Source organism: Burkholderia sp. E168m22 (assembly GCF_001319805.1).
In the GTDB taxonomy this organism is placed as follows: Bacteria; Pseudomonadota; Gammaproteobacteria; order Burkholderiales; family Burkholderiaceae; genus Burkholderia; species Burkholderia orbicola.
In genome coordinates this window covers 1-14171 of the sequence record NZ_BBSK01000046.1, presented here as the reverse complement: position 1 = coordinate 14171, position 14171 = coordinate 1, and the positions used below count along the sequence as shown (strand labels likewise).

Here is a 14171-nt window from a genome sequence, read left to right as displayed (position 1 = left end):
TGTGCGTGCGGCGACGCCGGGCGGTTTCGGCGGGCAGTCACATTCGACAGGGTATGATGGGGGTAACCGGGTGGGCAAGTACATGCCCGGCGCAGTGGTTGATTGGAGACATTCGACGAATTCGCGGCACTTCGCCTGCTTCTTCTTCTTTTCGCGCTTCGATAAACCGTGAACAATGGGATCACGCGCAACGCTCCGCCGAGAGCGGCGCGGATCGCGCATTTGCCGGCTCGCCAGCGGGCCGGGTTTCAAGATTCAAGAGTGGGGAACCATCATGCATATCGGGTCGATCGTCTGCACTACCCATATCGCGGTGCCGAAAGGCGCGCGCGGCATCGTCCAGCGCATCCTGGGCGACATGGCCATGGTGACCTGGTACGCGGGCGTGCCGGGTGAGTCGAAAGAACTCAACACCGAACCGTTCTTTCTCGAGGACCTGATCGACACCGGCGAATCCGTTCTGCCGGCCGGCGCGGCGCTTCACTAAGCACCGACGCTCGTCTTTCGGTCCGGCAGGCGGCACAATGCGGGGCATGACAGACGCCACTTCCGCTCCCGCTTCTCCCGCCAGCCCGCCGTTCGCCGGCCTCACGCCCGAGTGCGTGCTCGACGCGCTCGACAGCGTGCTGATGCCGGCCGGCCTGCGCACCGACGGGCGCCTGCTCGCCCTCAACAGCTACGAAAACCGCGTCTACCAGGTCGGTATCGAAGACGGCCCGCCGGTCGTCGCGAAGTTCTATCGTCCGGCGCGCTGGTCGGACGACGCGATTCTCGAAGAGCATGCGTTCGTCGCCGAACTCGCCGCGCGCGAGATTCCGGCGGTGCCCGCGCGCGCCTTCGACGGCCGCACGCTGCACGCGTTCGACGGTTTCCGCTTCTCGATCTTCGAGCGGCGCGGCGGCCGCGCCCCCGATCTCGACCGCAGCGACACGCTCGAATGGCTGGGTCGCTTCATCGGCCGCATTCATGCGGTCGGCGCGACGCAGCCGTATGTCGCGCGTCCCGTGCTCGACATCAAGACGTTCGGCTACGAGCCGCGCGACTACCTGCTCGCGCACGATTTCATTCCGGATGACGTAAGACCGGCGTACGCGACCGCGGTCGCGCTCGCGCTCGAAGGCGTCGAGGCCGCGTTCGAGCGCGCGGGCGAGATTCGCCTGCTGCGCACGCACGGCGACTGTCATCCGAGCAACGTGCTGTGGACCGATGCCGGCCCGCATTTCGTCGACTTCGACGACAGCCGGATGGCGCCGGCCGTGCAGGATCTGTGGCTGCTGCTGCCGGGCGATCGCGAAGGCGCGTCGCGCGCGCTGGCCGACCTGCTCGCGGGCTACGAGGATTTCTGCGAATTCGAGCCGCGCGAGCTGCATCTGGTCGAAGCGCTGCGCACGTTGCGGCTGATCCACTACGCGGCGTGGCTCGCGCGGCGCTGGGACGATCCGGCGTTTCCGGCCGCTTTTCCGTGGTTCAACACGCATCGTTACTGGGAAGCGCGCGTGCTCGAATTGCGCGAGCAGATCGGCGCGATGCAGGAAGGGCCGCTCTGGCCCGTGTGACGACTGCGCGCGCGGCATCCATGCCGCGCGGCAGGTTGGACAGGGCCGCGATGCGTGCGGCCCGCCTCGCTCAGAACTTCAGCATCAGCTTGATCAGCGCGGCGAAGCGCTTGCCGTACGGCGGCGCGAGCAGGTTGCGCGCGTTCAGCCGCGCCTGCGTGAGCACCGGCTTCATCTTCGAGAACGTCACGAAGCCGTCGTAGCCGTGATACGCGCCCATGCCGCTCGCACCGACTCCGCCGAACGGCAAGCTGCCGCATGCGATGTGCATCAGCGTTTCGTTGATCGAGACGCCACCCGAGATCGTTTCGCGCATCACGCGGTCGATCGTGCCGCCATCCTCGTCGAACAGGTACAGCGCGAGCGGACGCGGGCGCGCATTGACGTACGCGATCGCTTCGTCGAGCCGTTCGTACGGCACGAGCGGCAGCAGCGGCCCGAAGATTTCCTCCTGCATCAGTTGCGACGCGGCCGGCACCTGCGTCACCGCGCACGGCACGAAGCGGCGCGATGCGGGATCGGACTGCGCGTCGGACAGCGGATGCAGCTGCGCGCCGGCCGCCTGCGCGTCGCTCGCGAGTTGTTGCAGGCGTGCGTAGTGGCGCGGCGACACGATCGTCGTGTAGTCGCCGTTGGCCGACAGGTCCGGATACAGCTTCGCGAAGCGGGTTCGCGCGCGCTCGATGAACGCGCCTTCCATCCCGCGCGGCAGCAGCACGTAGTCGGGCGCGATGCAGGTCTGGCCGGCGTTCAGCGTCTTGCCGGCGACGATCGCGTCGACGGCCGCGTCGAAGCGCGCATTCGGGCCGACGATCGCCGGCGACTTGCCGCCGAGCTCGAGCGTGACGGGCGTGAGGTTGTCGGCGGCCGCGCGCATCACGTGGCGGCCGACCTGCGTCGAGCCGGTGAACAGCAGATGGTCGAACGGCAGCGCGCTGAACGCGGCGCCGACTTCCGCATCGCCGTTCACGACCGCGACGTGGTCACGCGTGAAGGTCTTGCCGATGAGCTGCTCGAACAGCGCCGACGTGCGCGGCGTCAGTTCGGACATCTTGATGATCGCGCGGTTGCCGGCGGCGAGCGCGCAGATCAGCGGGCCGGCCGCGAGCAGCACCGGGTAGTTCCACGGCACGACGATGCCGACCACGCCGAGCGGTTGCGGAATCACCTTCGCGCGCGCCGGGCGCAGCCACTTGTTCATCGGCTTGCGGATCGGCTTCATCCAGCGCTTGCCGTGCTTCAGCGCGTCGTCGATCTCTTCCTTCGCCATCCAGATTTCCGACAGCAGCACTTCCTGCTTCGCGCGATGGCCGAAATCGGCGCTGATCGCGTCGGCGAGCGCATCCGCGTGATCGATCAGCATCGTGCGCAGCGCGCGCAGGTGCTGCGCACGCGTGTCCCATGCCGGGTACGGTGCGCGCAGGTACGCCGCGCGCTGGTCGTGCAGCAGCGACGTCAGCGCATCGACCGACGGCAATGCTTGCGGGGCCAGTTCGGGCAGGTCGTTCTTCATGTCGTCTCCTCCAGTTGGGCCTGGCTGATCGGCCGGCCGTCACGCCGCACGCGCACGCTCGGCGAGCGCGGCGACGCGGATCGGGTGATGCATGTCGCCCGGCACGGGGCCGGATGCGACGGGTGCTCGAAAACCGGTTGCCGCGCGCGGCAGGCGTCGTATCCGCGCGACGGTGTCCGGGTCCGAAAGTCATGCCGCACGGCAGGCGCGCACGATCCGATACGGTGACGAGCAGGCACGCGATGCCGTCTTGCGCACGTCTGCCGGCGCACCGCGGCAGCGCAGCGCGACATAGCCGCGACGGCGGGTCGCCGCGCGTCGTGCCACGGCGCCGACACACCATCCAAACGGTCGGGTATGACACGTGCCGTTCGATTTCGACCGACTGCGCGCATCGCGCCGTGGATCGTCGCGCGGGCCGCCGTTTGAAATGAAATGCGGGCCGCGCGCGTGACTTCCGGATCACTTGGTCGACACGCGGCCTGCAGGATCTTGCGCTGCATCGTCATTCCTTCCGTTTCGCGACGAATCGGCTTCTCGTGGCCGGTGCATCGCGCGAAGCGCATCGATACATCTTAAATTTAGTTCACGCGGGCGTTTAGAGGAATCGCTCTCGAATCGGCGCGCCGCGCACGGGACAGCCGTTCCTACAATGCCCGAACACAAGAGGAGACGCGGTCGCGCGGCGGTGCCGGGCGCCTTCCATGACACGACGGAGACGTGACATGCAATACGACTACATCATCGTCGGCGGCGGTTCGGGCGGCTCGAGCCTGGCCGGCCGTCTCGCCGATGCCTGCCCCGATGCGACGATCGCGCTGATCGAGGCCGGCTCGCATACGGAGCGCAACCTGCTCGTCAACATGCCGGTCGGCATCGCGGCGCTGGTGCCGTACAAGCTCGGCACCAACTACGGCTACGAGACGGTGCCGCAGCCGGGCTTGGGCGGCCGGCGCGGTTACCAGCCGCGCGGGCGCGGGATGGGCGGATCGAGCGCGATCAACGCGATGATCTATACGCGCGGCCACCCGGGCGATTACGACGAGTGGGCGCAGCTCGGCGCGACGGGCTGGGGCTGGCAGGAGGTGCTGCCGTATTTCCGCCGCGCGGAAGGCAACGAACGCGGCGCGGACGCATGGCACGGCGCGGACGGCCCGTTGACCGTTTCCGATCTGCGCTTTCGCAATCCGTTCTCCGAACGATTCATCCAGGCCGCGCACGCCGCCGGCTATCCGCTGAACGACGACTTCAACGGCGCGACGCAGGAAGGCGTCGGTTTCTATCAGGTCACGCATCGCGACGGGTCGCGCTGCAGCGTGGCGCGCGCGTATATCTACGGTCGCAACCGGCCGAACCTGCACGTGATCACCGACGCGACGGTGCTGCGTGTGGGCTTCGACGGCAAGCGCGCGGTCGGCGTCGTGGTGTCGCGCAACGGGCGGGTCGAGACGTTCGGCGCGCGCGCGGAAGTGGTCCTGTCGGCCGGCGCGTTCAATTCGCCGCAACTGCTGATGTGTTCGGGGATCGGCCCGGCCGAGCAACTGCGCCGCCACGGGATCGCGGTCGTGCAGGATGCGCCGGACGTCGGCACGAACCTGATCGACCACATCGACTTCATCATCAACACGCGCGTGAATTCGTCGGAGCTGGTCGGCGTGTGCCTGCGCGGCATCGCGAAGATGACGCCGGCGCTCGCGCGCTATTTCTCGAGCCGCACGGGGATGATGACGAGCAACGTCGCGGAGGCCGGCGGCTTCATCAAGAGCGATCCGTCGCTCGAGCGTCCCGACTTGCAGCTGCATTTCTGCACGGCGCTCGTCGACGACCACAACCGCAAGATGCACTGGGGCTTCGGTTATTCGCTGCACGTGTGCGCGCTGCGGCCGTTCAGCCGCGGCACGGTCGCGCTCGCGAGCGGCGATGCGCGCGACGCGCCGCTGATCGATCCGCGCTTCTTCAGCGATTCACGCGACCTCGACCTGCTGGTGCGCGGCACGCAGGCGATGCGCCGCATCCTGTCGCAGGCGCCGCTCGCATCGCAGGGCGGGCGCGAGCTCTACACGCGGCCGGACCAGAGCGAAGCGGAGCTGCGCGCGACGATCGTCGCGCATGCGGACACGATCTATCACCCGGTCGGCACCTGCCGGATGGGCTCGGATGCGCGCGCGGTCGTCGATCCGCAACTGCGCGTGCGCGGTGTCGACGGGCTGCGCGTGGTGGATGCGTCGGTGATGCCGACGCTGGTCGGCGGGAACACGAATGCGCCGTCGGTGATGATCGGCGAACGCGCGGCGGACTTCATCGTCGCCACGCGCAAGGGTGGCGTGCCGCGCGGTGAGGCGGCGGCCGCCGTGCACGGCCGCTAGGCGCGGCGCGCACACGGCACGGCGGCGGCCATGCTCAGGCAAACGTATCGACGAGGCCGGCGCGGCTCGCGCGCGCGGCGACCGGTGCGGATTGCGCGGCGTCGACGGGTGCATCGACGGCTGACGGTCCGCCGTTCCCGCGCCGCGACGGCTGGCCGTGGGCGTTGGTCTGCTGCGGGTTTTGCTGCTGTTGCTGCGAAGCGAGGCCGCCGTCGCTGACGGTCGCGCTGCCGAGCCCGAGCCCGCCCGCTTCCATCGCCTCGCGCAGCTTCGGCAGCGCGGCTTCGACCGCGTCGCGCACCTGCGCGTGCTGCGACACGAACAGCGCGTGCGCATGGTTGTCCGCGACGCGCAGCACGACCTGCAGCGGCCCGAGATCGGGCGGGTTGAGCGTCAGCTCCGCGCTCTGCTGGTGCGCATTCGACAGGAACACCACTTTCTGGCTCAGTGCATCCGTCCAGTCGGCTGTGCCGACGTGCGGCGCGAGTACGTGCGCGTTGGCGGCGGCAATCGCGCCGGCGGCCGGCGACAGTTGCAGGTTCGCCTGCGCCGCGGCGGCGGCCGTGGCGCCGGCCGCGAGCGTCGCGCTGGCGGCCGGGTCCGTCGCATTGCTGGCCGCCGCGAGCGCGTGCTGGGCGCCGGACTGCGCGTTCGCGTCGGCCTGCAGCGTCTGCGGCGTGACCTGGGTCGGCGTCTGCTGGGTGGCGAGCGCGCCTTTCGCGTCGGCGAGCGTGCGGTCGAACGTGGGCACTTTCGGCGTTAGCGGCGCGGCGGCGTTCGACGCGGTTGCTGCCGGCGCTGTCGGCGTGGCGGCGGCGCTCGTGCCGGTCGCCGGCATCGTGATCGCGCCCGCGCCGCCCGTCAGCTTCGCGAGCGCCGCTTGCAGCGCGTCGCGGCTCGATGCCGGGTCGATCGGCTGCGCGGTCGAATCCTTGGCCGCATGATCGGCGAGCGTCGCCGTGGCGTCCGGCTGACCGGACACGGCCGTCTTCTGCGTAGTGACGGCGGCGGCAGCCGCGGCAGCGGTCGCCGCGTCGGCCGGCGTCGCGGGGTCCAGGCGCGCCTGCAGTTGCGCCTGCACGGCCGCGGCGGCCGCGAGGGCGGCGGCATCGGGGTTGGTGGCGGCGTTCGCGGTCGTGTCGTCGGTCGCCTTGTCATCGTCCGTGCCGGACGGTTTCGCGCCGGCGGCCGGCTTCGACGCAGCCGGTTTGGTCGACACGTCCGACGTGCCAGCGTTGGCCGTATCGCCGCGCGTGGCGACGCTTTGCTTGAGCGTCTGCGCGAACGGCACGGCGCTCGTGGCGGCCGACGCGTCGTTGGCGGCGGACGCACCCGAGCCGCGGGCGGCCTTGAGTGCGGCGCCGGCGGTATCGAGCAACGCGCCGAGCAGGGGCAGGGGAGGCATGACGGTTCTCTCGTTCGAAGGCGGTGGTCGGTTACGACGAACGGGCCGCGTCGGCCCGCATGCGCAGGATTTTCGCGGCATGTTCGTCGGCGTCGCGCTGTTCGCGCCGGGCGTCGCGCTGCGCTTCCTGCGCGACGCCGCGCGCCTGCAGGATTTCATACGAGCCGACGGTACGTTTCTTCTGCTGCCAGTTCGGGCGCGCCTCGTCGATGCGGACTTCGGCCGCGGCGAGCACGCTGCGCTGCTGCGCGATCGCGGCATCGAGCGTGTCGATGAACGCCTGGAAATTGCGCCAGTTGCCGGCCGGCATGCCGCTCTGCGCGGATTGCGCGAAGCGCGCGTGATATTCGTCGCGATAGCGCAGCAGTGCGTCGAGCTGTTCGGCCGCCGCGGTGCGGTCGCGCTGCGCGGTGCCGAGCTGCTTCGCGGCCGAATCGAGGTCTTCCTGCGCGCGGTCGAGCAGCAACTGAAGGGGAAAGCCGTGAGCCATCGGGATCAGCCTCCGTAAGCGTCGAACAGCGCATCGAGCGCGGTGAGGCTCGATGCGAACGGCGCGCATTCGCGAAAGCCCTGCTGCAGGAACGCCTCGATGCGCGGGTAGAGCGCGATCGCGCGGTCGAGCTGCGCGTCGCGGCCCGGTGCGTAGGCGCCGACCGCGATCAGGTCGCGGTTGCGCTGGTAGCGCGACAGCATCTGCTTGAACTGCCGTACGTGGTCGAGATGCGTTTCGTCGATCAGCGCGGTCATCGCACGGCTGATCGACGCCTCGATGTCGATCGCGGGATAGTGGCCGGCCTCGGCGAGCGCGCGCGACAGCACGATGTGGCCGTCGAGGATCGCGCGCGCCGAATCGGCGATCGGGTCCTGCTGGTCGTCGCCTTCGGTCAGCACCGTGTAGAACGCGGTGATCGAGCCGCCGCCTTCGGGCCCGTTGCCGGTGCGCTCGACGAGCGCGGGGAGCTTCGCGAACACCGACGGCGGATAGCCTTTCGTCGCGGGCGGCTCGCCGATCGCCAGCGCGATCTCGCGCTGCGCCATCGCATAGCGCGTCAGCGAATCCATCAGCAGCAGCACGTGCTTGCCCTGGTCGCGGAAATACTCGGCGAGCGACGTCGCGTACGCGGCGCCCTGCATCCGCAACAGCGGCGACACGTCGGCCGGCGCCGCGACGACGACCGAGCGCGCGAGCCCGTCCTCGCCGAGGATCTGTTCGATGAATTCCTTCACTTCGCGGCCGCGTTCGCCGATCAGGCCGATCACGATCACTTCCGCGCTCGTATAGCGCGCCATCGTGCCGAGCAGCACCGACTTGCCGACGCCGGAGCCCGCGAACAGGCCCATCCGCTGGCCGCGGCCGACGGTGAGCAGCGCGTTGATCGCGCGCACGCCGACGTCGAGCACGTGGTGGATCGGCTCGCGATCGAGCGGGTTGATCGACGGCGCCGACAGCGGCGCATCGACTTTCGACGCGAGCGGGCCGAGGCCGTCGAGCGGGCGGCCCGACGCGTCGACGACGCGCCCGAGCATCTCCCAGCCGACCGGCAGCCGCTTCGCGCCGGCGAGCGGATCGGTGACGGGCGCGCTCTCGCGCGGCCACACGCGTGCGCCGGGCAACACGCCCGCAACGTCGGTGGTCGGCATCAGGAACAGGCGGTCGCCGGCGAAGCCGACGACTTCGGCTTCCGCGTGCGGCAGCGTGCTGCCGGGCGGCAACTCGATCGTGCATTCGGCGCCGACCGACAGGCGCAGCCCGATCGCTTCGAGCACGAGGCCGGCCGCGCGCGTGAGGCGTCCGCACGGCCGCAGCGGCAGCGCGCGGTGGCTGCGCGCGGCGAGCCCGTTCAGGTGCGTGCGCCAGTGCGCGAGATGCGGATTGTGCGGCGCGCGCGGGGCGGCGTCGGCGGCGTCGGATGCGGCGTGCGGCGTGGCGTCGTCCGCGGCATCGTGCGCGGCCGACGGCCCGAACGACGCGAGCGCGAGCTCGCGTTCGAGCGGCGTCATGCCGTCGTGCGCGAGCGCCTCGGGCGAGCGCGTCACCACGTGCTCACCTTGCCGATCGCGGCGGCGACGCGCTGCCAGCGGGTGGGCAGCGTCGCGTCGACCTCGCCGGTCGCAGCGTGCGCGCGGCAGCCGCCGCGCTCGATCGACGCGTCGGTGCGCACGTTCCAGCCGAGCGTGTCGAGGTCGTCTTGCAGATAGGCCTCGACGACGGGCAGGTCGGCCGGATTCACCGCGAGATGCGGCGCGCCGGACAGCGCGGGCTCGGCCGCGAGCACGTCGCGCACGGCGGCGACCAGCGCGGCCGGGTCGTGCTTCACGTGCTGGCGCACGACCTGCTGCGCGATGTCGAGCGCGAGCTGCGCGAGGTCGGACGCGAGATCGTGTTCGACGCTCGAGACGGCTTCGCGGAACGACGCGGCGAGCGCCGCGAGCTGCGCGGCCTGTTCGCGTGCTTCGGCCTGGCCGGCCTCGAAACCCTGTTCGCGGCCCTGCTCGAAACCGGCCTGGTAGCCGAGCGCCTGGCCTTCGACGTGGCCGGCCGCATGGCCTTCGGCGTGCGCGGCGTCGCGCACGCGCTGCAATTCCTCGGCGAGCGCGGCGGCAGCGGCCGCCGCGTCGTCGGGCGGCGGCGGGGGCGGCGGCGGGTCGAACGACGCCATCTCCCACCGCTGGTACGCGGTGAGGGTGCCCACGCGATCGCTCGCCGAATCAGACATACGCGTCTTCCGCCTTGCCGCCGATCGCGATCTGGCCGCTCTCGGCGAGGTTGCGCACGATCTGCAGGATGCGGCGCTGCTGCGTCTCGACTTCGGACACGCGCACCGGGCCGCGCGCGTCGAGATCCTCGGCGAGCAGTTCGGCCGCGCGCTGCGACATGTTCGCGAGGAACTTCTGGCGCAGCGCGGGCGGCGCGCCCTTGAGCGCGACGATCAGCGTTTCCGACTCGACTTCCTTGAGCACCATCTGGATCGCGCGATCCTCGAGGTCGAGCAGGTTCTCGAACACGAACATCTGGTCGATGATCTTCTGCGCGAGATCGGCGTCGTACTGGCGCACGCTTTCGAGCACGCCTTCCTCGTGCACGCTCGTCATGAAGTTCAGGATCTCGGCGGCGGTGCGGATGCCGCCCATCGGGCTGCGCTTCAGGTTGTCGCTGCCGGACAGCAGGCCCGTGAGCACGTCGTCGAGCTCGCGCAGCGCGGCCGGCTGGATGCCGTCGAGCGTCGCAATCCGCAGCAACACGTCGTTACGCAGCCGCTCGGTGAAGCACGACGCGATTTCGGAAGCCTGGTCGCGGTCGAGGTGCACGAGGATCGTCGCGATGATCTGCGGATGCTCGTTCTTGATCAGTTCGGCCACCGCGCCCGAATCCATCCATTTCAGGCCCTCGATGCCGCTCGTGTCGCTGCCTTGCAGGATGCGGTCGATCAGCACGCCGGCCTTGTCCTCGCCGAGCGCCTTCGTCAGCACCGAGCGGATGTACTCGTTCGAATCGAGCGACAGCGCGGTGTGCTGCTCGGCTTCCTTCACGAAGTCCTGCAGCACCTCCTCGACCTGCTCGCGCGTGACGTTCTTCAGCGCGGCCATCGCCACGCCGATCTTCTGGACCTCGCGCGGCGCGAGGAACTTGAATACCTGCGCGGCCTCTTCCTCGCCGATCGACATCAGCAGCAGCGCGCTCTTGGTCAAGCCTTCAGCGTTCATCGGACACCCAGTTCTTCACGACGGTGGCGACGATCTTCGGATCCTGGCGGGCGATCGTGCGCGCGTAGTCGAGGTTGCGTTCGTAGCGGTTCTTCTCGTTCTCGAAGCCGAGCAGCAGCGGATCGGCTTCTTCCGCGGCCTTTTCCGGCGCGGGCAGGCCGTCGAGCGCGACCGTGTCTTCCGGCGCCGCGAGCGCCGGCGCGGCCGGCTCGGGCGGCGGGAACGCGCGGCGCATCGCCGGGCGCACGAACATGAAGTAGAGCGCCGCTGCGGCCGCCGCGATGCCGAGCCACTTCGCGGCTTCCTTCGCCATCGCGATCATGTCGGGCTGGCGCCACCACGGCAGGTCGGCGTACGGGTCGCTCACGGTCGAGAACGCGCTGTTCACGACGTTTACCGAGTCGCCGCGCTTCTCGTCGTAGCCCATCGCGTCCTTCACGAGCTGTTCGACCTGCGCGAGCTTCGCGGGCGGCAGCGGCTGCATCGTCACGTGGCCCTTCGCATCGGCGACCGGCTGGTAATTGACGACGACCGCGACCGACAGCCGCTTCACGCTGCCCATCGGCTGTTCGGTATGACGGATCGTCTTGTCGAGCTCGTAATTGGTCGTCTGGTCCTTGCGGTCGCTGACCGGCGTGGTCTGCGGCCCGTTCTGGCCGTTGCCGGCGACGATCGGCGCGGAGGCCGGCTGCGGCGGCGTGTTCGACAGCGCGCCCGGCACGCCTGACGCGCCGCCCTGCGCGAGTTCGGTCGCGCTGCTGGTCTGCTGGCTGCGGATCGCGGCTTGCTGCGGCGTGCCGTTCGGGCCGTAGCTTTCCGACGTCTGCTCGATCTTCGAGAAATCGAGATCCGCGCTGACCTGCGAACGGGCGTTGCCGGTGCCGAAGATCGGCGCGAGGATCGCGTCGATGCGCTTCTGGGTGTTGTGCTCGACCTGCTGCACGTACTTGAGCTGGCTCGCGTCGAGGCCGGACGCGGACGCGGTCTGGGTCAGCAGGTTGCCGTCCTGGTCGACGATCGTCACGTTCTTGGCCGGCATGTCGGGCACGCCGGACGACACCATCCGCGTGATCGCCTGCACCTGGCCCTCGTCGAGCACGCGGCCCGGGTAGAGGTCGACGAACACCGATGCGCTCGGCGCTTCCTTGTCGCGCACGAACACCGACGGCTTCGGGATCGCGAGATGCACGCGCGCGCCGCGCACGGCGTTGATCGATTCGATGGTGCGCTGCAGTTCGCCTTCGAGCGCGCGCTGGTAGTTGATCTGCTCGGCGAACTGGCTGATGCCGAATTTCTGGTTGTCCATCAGCTCGAAGCCGACCGAGCCGCCCTTCGGCAGCCCCATCGCGGCGAGCTTCAGGCGGGTTTCGTGCACCTGGCCCGACGGCACCAGGATCGCGCCGCCGGCATCGGCGAACTTGTAGGGAACGTTTGCCTGCTGGAGCGCGGCGATGATCGCGCCGCCGTCGCGGTCCGACAGGTTGCTGTACAGCACGCGGTAGTCGGGCGCCCGGCTCCACAGCACGAGCGCGGTGATCGCGGCGATCGCGAACGCGACGGCGATCACGAACGGCAGCTTCGGGTTGCCCTTCATCCGCGAGATGCCGGGAATGCGTTCGGCGAAGCCGCCCAGCCCGAAGTCCGCGCCTGCGCCGCCCGCGCCCGGCAACGCGGCGGCCGCGGCGGCGCCGGGCGCCGGGCTGAGGCCCGCGCGGGCGTCTGGGTTGATCAGCGAGTTGGCCTGCGAATCCATGCGTCGAGTTTCTCCGGAGCGGGACGACTGAGCTCGCTCGGACGAGCGGGCGGACAATGACACGATGCGATTATCGTGACCGGCGGCGTACTCCGATCGACCGAAAAGAGCGGGGTTTCCCCCGTACTTTCGCGGCTTTGACGCGCGCCGCGCTGCTATCCTTTTTCGCGATCCGGCATGGTGCGCGTGGTGCGGCGCCGGCGGATCGCCCGGTGCGTCCGGGTCTTTTCTCTATGTCTGGGGACAGCATGACTGCGAACGTCAGCGGAATCGGTTCGGTGTTGCAACAGATGCAGTCGATGGCCGCGCAGGCGTCCGGCGGCGTCGCGAGCCCGACGGCGGCGCTGGCCGGCTCGGGTGCGGCGACGGCCGGCACGTTCGCGAGCGCGATGAAGGCATCGCTCGACAAGATCAGCGGCGACCAGCAGCACGCGCTCGGCGAGGCGAAGGCGTTCGAGGTCGGCGCGCCGAACATCTCGCTGAACGACGTGATGGTCGACATGCAGAAAGCCAATATCGGCTTCCAGTTCGGGCTCCAGGTCCGCAACAAGTTAGTGAGCGCTTACAACGACATCATGCAGATGTCGGTTTGAGGCGACGGGCATCCGGGGGCGGGCATCCGACGACGGGTATCCGGGCAAGGCCCCGGGGCTTGCAGAACGAGACCGGCGCGCCGGCATCGGACGCCCGGCGGCAGCCCCTGCTCACCTAAAGCTTTCCAAATCCCTTCCGATAACTCCGGTGAAGGCCGCGCCGTGCGACGCACGGCGGCGGCTCCCGCATAGCCAAGGCACATAACAAGGAGAAGCGCATGTTTTCCCCAGGACACGCTGGAGCCAGTGCGTACGCGCGTGTCGGCGTCGAGACCGGGGTGATGGGCGCCTCCCCGCACCGGCTGATCGCGATGCTGTACCAGGGCGCCCGGCAGGCGATCGCGCTGGCGCGCATGCATTTGCAGCAGGACAACGTGTCCGGGCGCGGCGAAGCGATCGGCAAGGCGATCCGGATCGTCGAGAGCGGCCTGCAGGCGTCGCTGAACCGCGACGCGGGCGGCGAGATCGCCGAGCGCCTCAATGCGTTGTATGCGTATATCGGCCGGCGCCTGCTGGAAGCGAACGCGCAGGCGAGCGATGCGATGCTGGTTGAGGTCGACGGCCTGCTCGCGACGCTCGAGGAAGCATGGACGGGCATCGCCCCGGAAGTCGCGCGGATGGCCGCGCAACAGGTAGCGGAAGCATCACGATGAATCTCAAGGCCGAATACTTCGCGCGTTACGAGGCGCTCGCCGCCGTGTCGGGCCGGATGCTGTGCGCCGCGCGCGGCGCCGACTGGAGCGCGTTGCCGGGGTTGCAGGCCGAATTCATGCAGCTCGTCGACGGGTTGAAGGAGGCCGATCCGGGCGTCGCGCTCGACGAATCGGATCTCGGCCGCAAGCTCGACCTGATCCGCCGCATCCTGGCCGACGACGCCGCGATCCGCGATCTCGCGAGCCCGGACGTCGCGCGGCTGTCCGCGCTGTTCGAGGCGCGGCGCTCGACCCAGGTATTGACCGACCTCTACCGCGCGCGCGGGTAGGGCCGTGTTGCGGGAGACGGGCGCGCGGCGCCCGGGCCCGCTGCCGCACGCGGCGCGCGCTGTTCCCGCGGGCGGCACCGGCGTGCCGCGCCCCGGATTCGCAACGATGTGTAGGGTCTGTTTGCATATGCAACGCGCATGCGAATGCCCCAAGGTGAGCAGGCTCCGATCATGACCGGTATCGACTCCGTTGCGGCTGCGCTGCTGGCGAGCCGCCTCGACAGCCTGCTGACCGGCACCGTGTCGGCGCCCGCCGGCGGCGGCGCGACCGCGCAGGTCGGCACACCGGGCGCCGGTG

The 14171-nt window shown here is 69.8% G+C and carries 13 protein-coding genes; 6 read left to right on the top strand and 7 right to left on the bottom strand.

All coding sequences use genetic code 11. From position 1 onward, the window contains the following. Window positions 1–274 precede the first annotated feature (274 nt). Window positions 275–487, top strand: coding sequence for a hypothetical protein (locus tag AP428_RS12975; protein WP_006477514.1), 213 nt, complete (start codon window positions 275–277; stop codon window positions 485–487). A 46-nt stretch (window positions 488–533) separates the two neighbouring features. Continuing rightward, window positions 534–1556, top strand: a complete 1023-nt coding sequence (locus tag AP428_RS12970; protein WP_082409349.1) for a serine/threonine protein kinase — start codon at window positions 534–536, stop codon at window positions 1554–1556. A 70-nt stretch (window positions 1557–1626) separates the two neighbouring features. Here the strand turns inward: AP428_RS12970 and AP428_RS12965 are convergent, their stop codons facing one another. Beyond that, window positions 1627–3069, bottom strand: coding sequence for a coniferyl aldehyde dehydrogenase (locus AP428_RS12965; RefSeq protein ID WP_006477516.1), 1443 nt, complete (start codon window positions 3067–3069; stop codon window positions 1627–1629). 725 nt (window positions 3070–3794) lie between these two features. Between AP428_RS12965 and AP428_RS12960 the strand changes: the two genes are divergently transcribed. Then, window positions 3795–5435 (top strand): GMC family oxidoreductase, encoded by a 1641-nt coding sequence (locus tag AP428_RS12960; protein ID WP_034174346.1) that lies wholly within the window; start codon window positions 3795–3797, stop codon window positions 5433–5435. Window positions 5436–5469: 34 nt separating this feature from the next. On the opposite strand, the gene AP428_RS12955 is transcribed toward AP428_RS12960, so the two are convergent. Genes AP428_RS12955 through fliF form a run of 6 tightly spaced genes read right to left on the bottom strand, consistent with a single transcriptional unit; the run spans window position 5470 to window position 12298 of the window. Continuing rightward, window positions 5470–6840: a flagellar hook-length control protein FliK gene (locus AP428_RS12955; RefSeq protein ID WP_054928159.1), complete on the bottom strand. Its 1371-nt coding sequence runs from the start codon at window positions 6838–6840 to the stop codon at window positions 5470–5472. Between the two features lie 31 nt (window positions 6841–6871). After that, entirely contained in the window at window positions 6872–7330 is a 459-nt protein-coding gene (fliJ, locus tag AP428_RS12950) for a flagellar export protein FliJ (protein WP_027806593.1), read from the bottom strand. 5 nt (window positions 7331–7335) lie between these two features. Next, window positions 7336–8841: a flagellar protein export ATPase FliI gene (gene fliI, locus AP428_RS12945; protein ID WP_374755417.1), complete on the bottom strand. Its 1506-nt coding sequence runs from the start codon at window positions 8839–8841 to the stop codon at window positions 7336–7338. A 32-nt stretch (window positions 8842–8873) separates the two neighbouring features. Continuing rightward, window positions 8874–9557 carry a flagellar assembly protein FliH gene (gene fliH / locus AP428_RS12940; protein ID WP_027806595.1) on the bottom strand — a complete coding sequence of 228 codons (684 nt, stop codon included), beginning with the start codon at window positions 9555–9557 and terminating at the stop codon, window positions 8874–8876. Then, the gene (fliG, locus tag AP428_RS12935; protein ID WP_011546444.1) at window positions 9550–10545 is read right to left on the bottom strand and encodes a flagellar motor switch protein FliG; all 996 of its coding nucleotides are present in this window, start codon (window positions 10543–10545) and stop codon (window positions 9550–9552) included. Before fliG ends, fliH begins: the two co-directional genes overlap by 8 nt. Continuing rightward, window positions 10535–12298: a flagellar basal-body MS-ring/collar protein FliF gene (gene fliF / locus AP428_RS12930; RefSeq protein WP_054928157.1), complete on the bottom strand. Its 1764-nt coding sequence runs from the start codon at window positions 12296–12298 to the stop codon at window positions 10535–10537. The genes fliG and fliF overlap by 11 nt, the downstream gene beginning before the upstream one ends. Window positions 12299–12546: 248 nt before the next feature. Between fliF and fliE the strand changes: the two genes are divergently transcribed. The 3 genes from fliE (at window position 12547) to AP428_RS12915 (ending at window position 13873) form a co-directional block, all read left to right on the top strand. After that, a complete protein-coding gene (gene fliE, locus AP428_RS12925) occupies window positions 12547–12891 on the top strand; it encodes a flagellar hook-basal body complex protein FliE (protein WP_006486991.1) in 345 nt (114 codons plus the stop codon). 218 nt (window positions 12892–13109) lie between these two features. Next, window positions 13110–13544, top strand: a complete 435-nt coding sequence (fliS, locus tag AP428_RS12920) for a flagellar export chaperone FliS (RefSeq protein ID WP_006477524.1) — start codon at window positions 13110–13112, stop codon at window positions 13542–13544. Then, a complete protein-coding gene (locus AP428_RS12915) occupies window positions 13541–13873 on the top strand; it encodes a flagellar protein FliT (protein WP_011546441.1) in 333 nt (110 codons plus the stop codon). The genes fliS and AP428_RS12915 overlap by 4 nt, the downstream gene beginning before the upstream one ends. The last annotated feature ends 298 nt before the right edge of the window (window positions 13874–14171 follow it).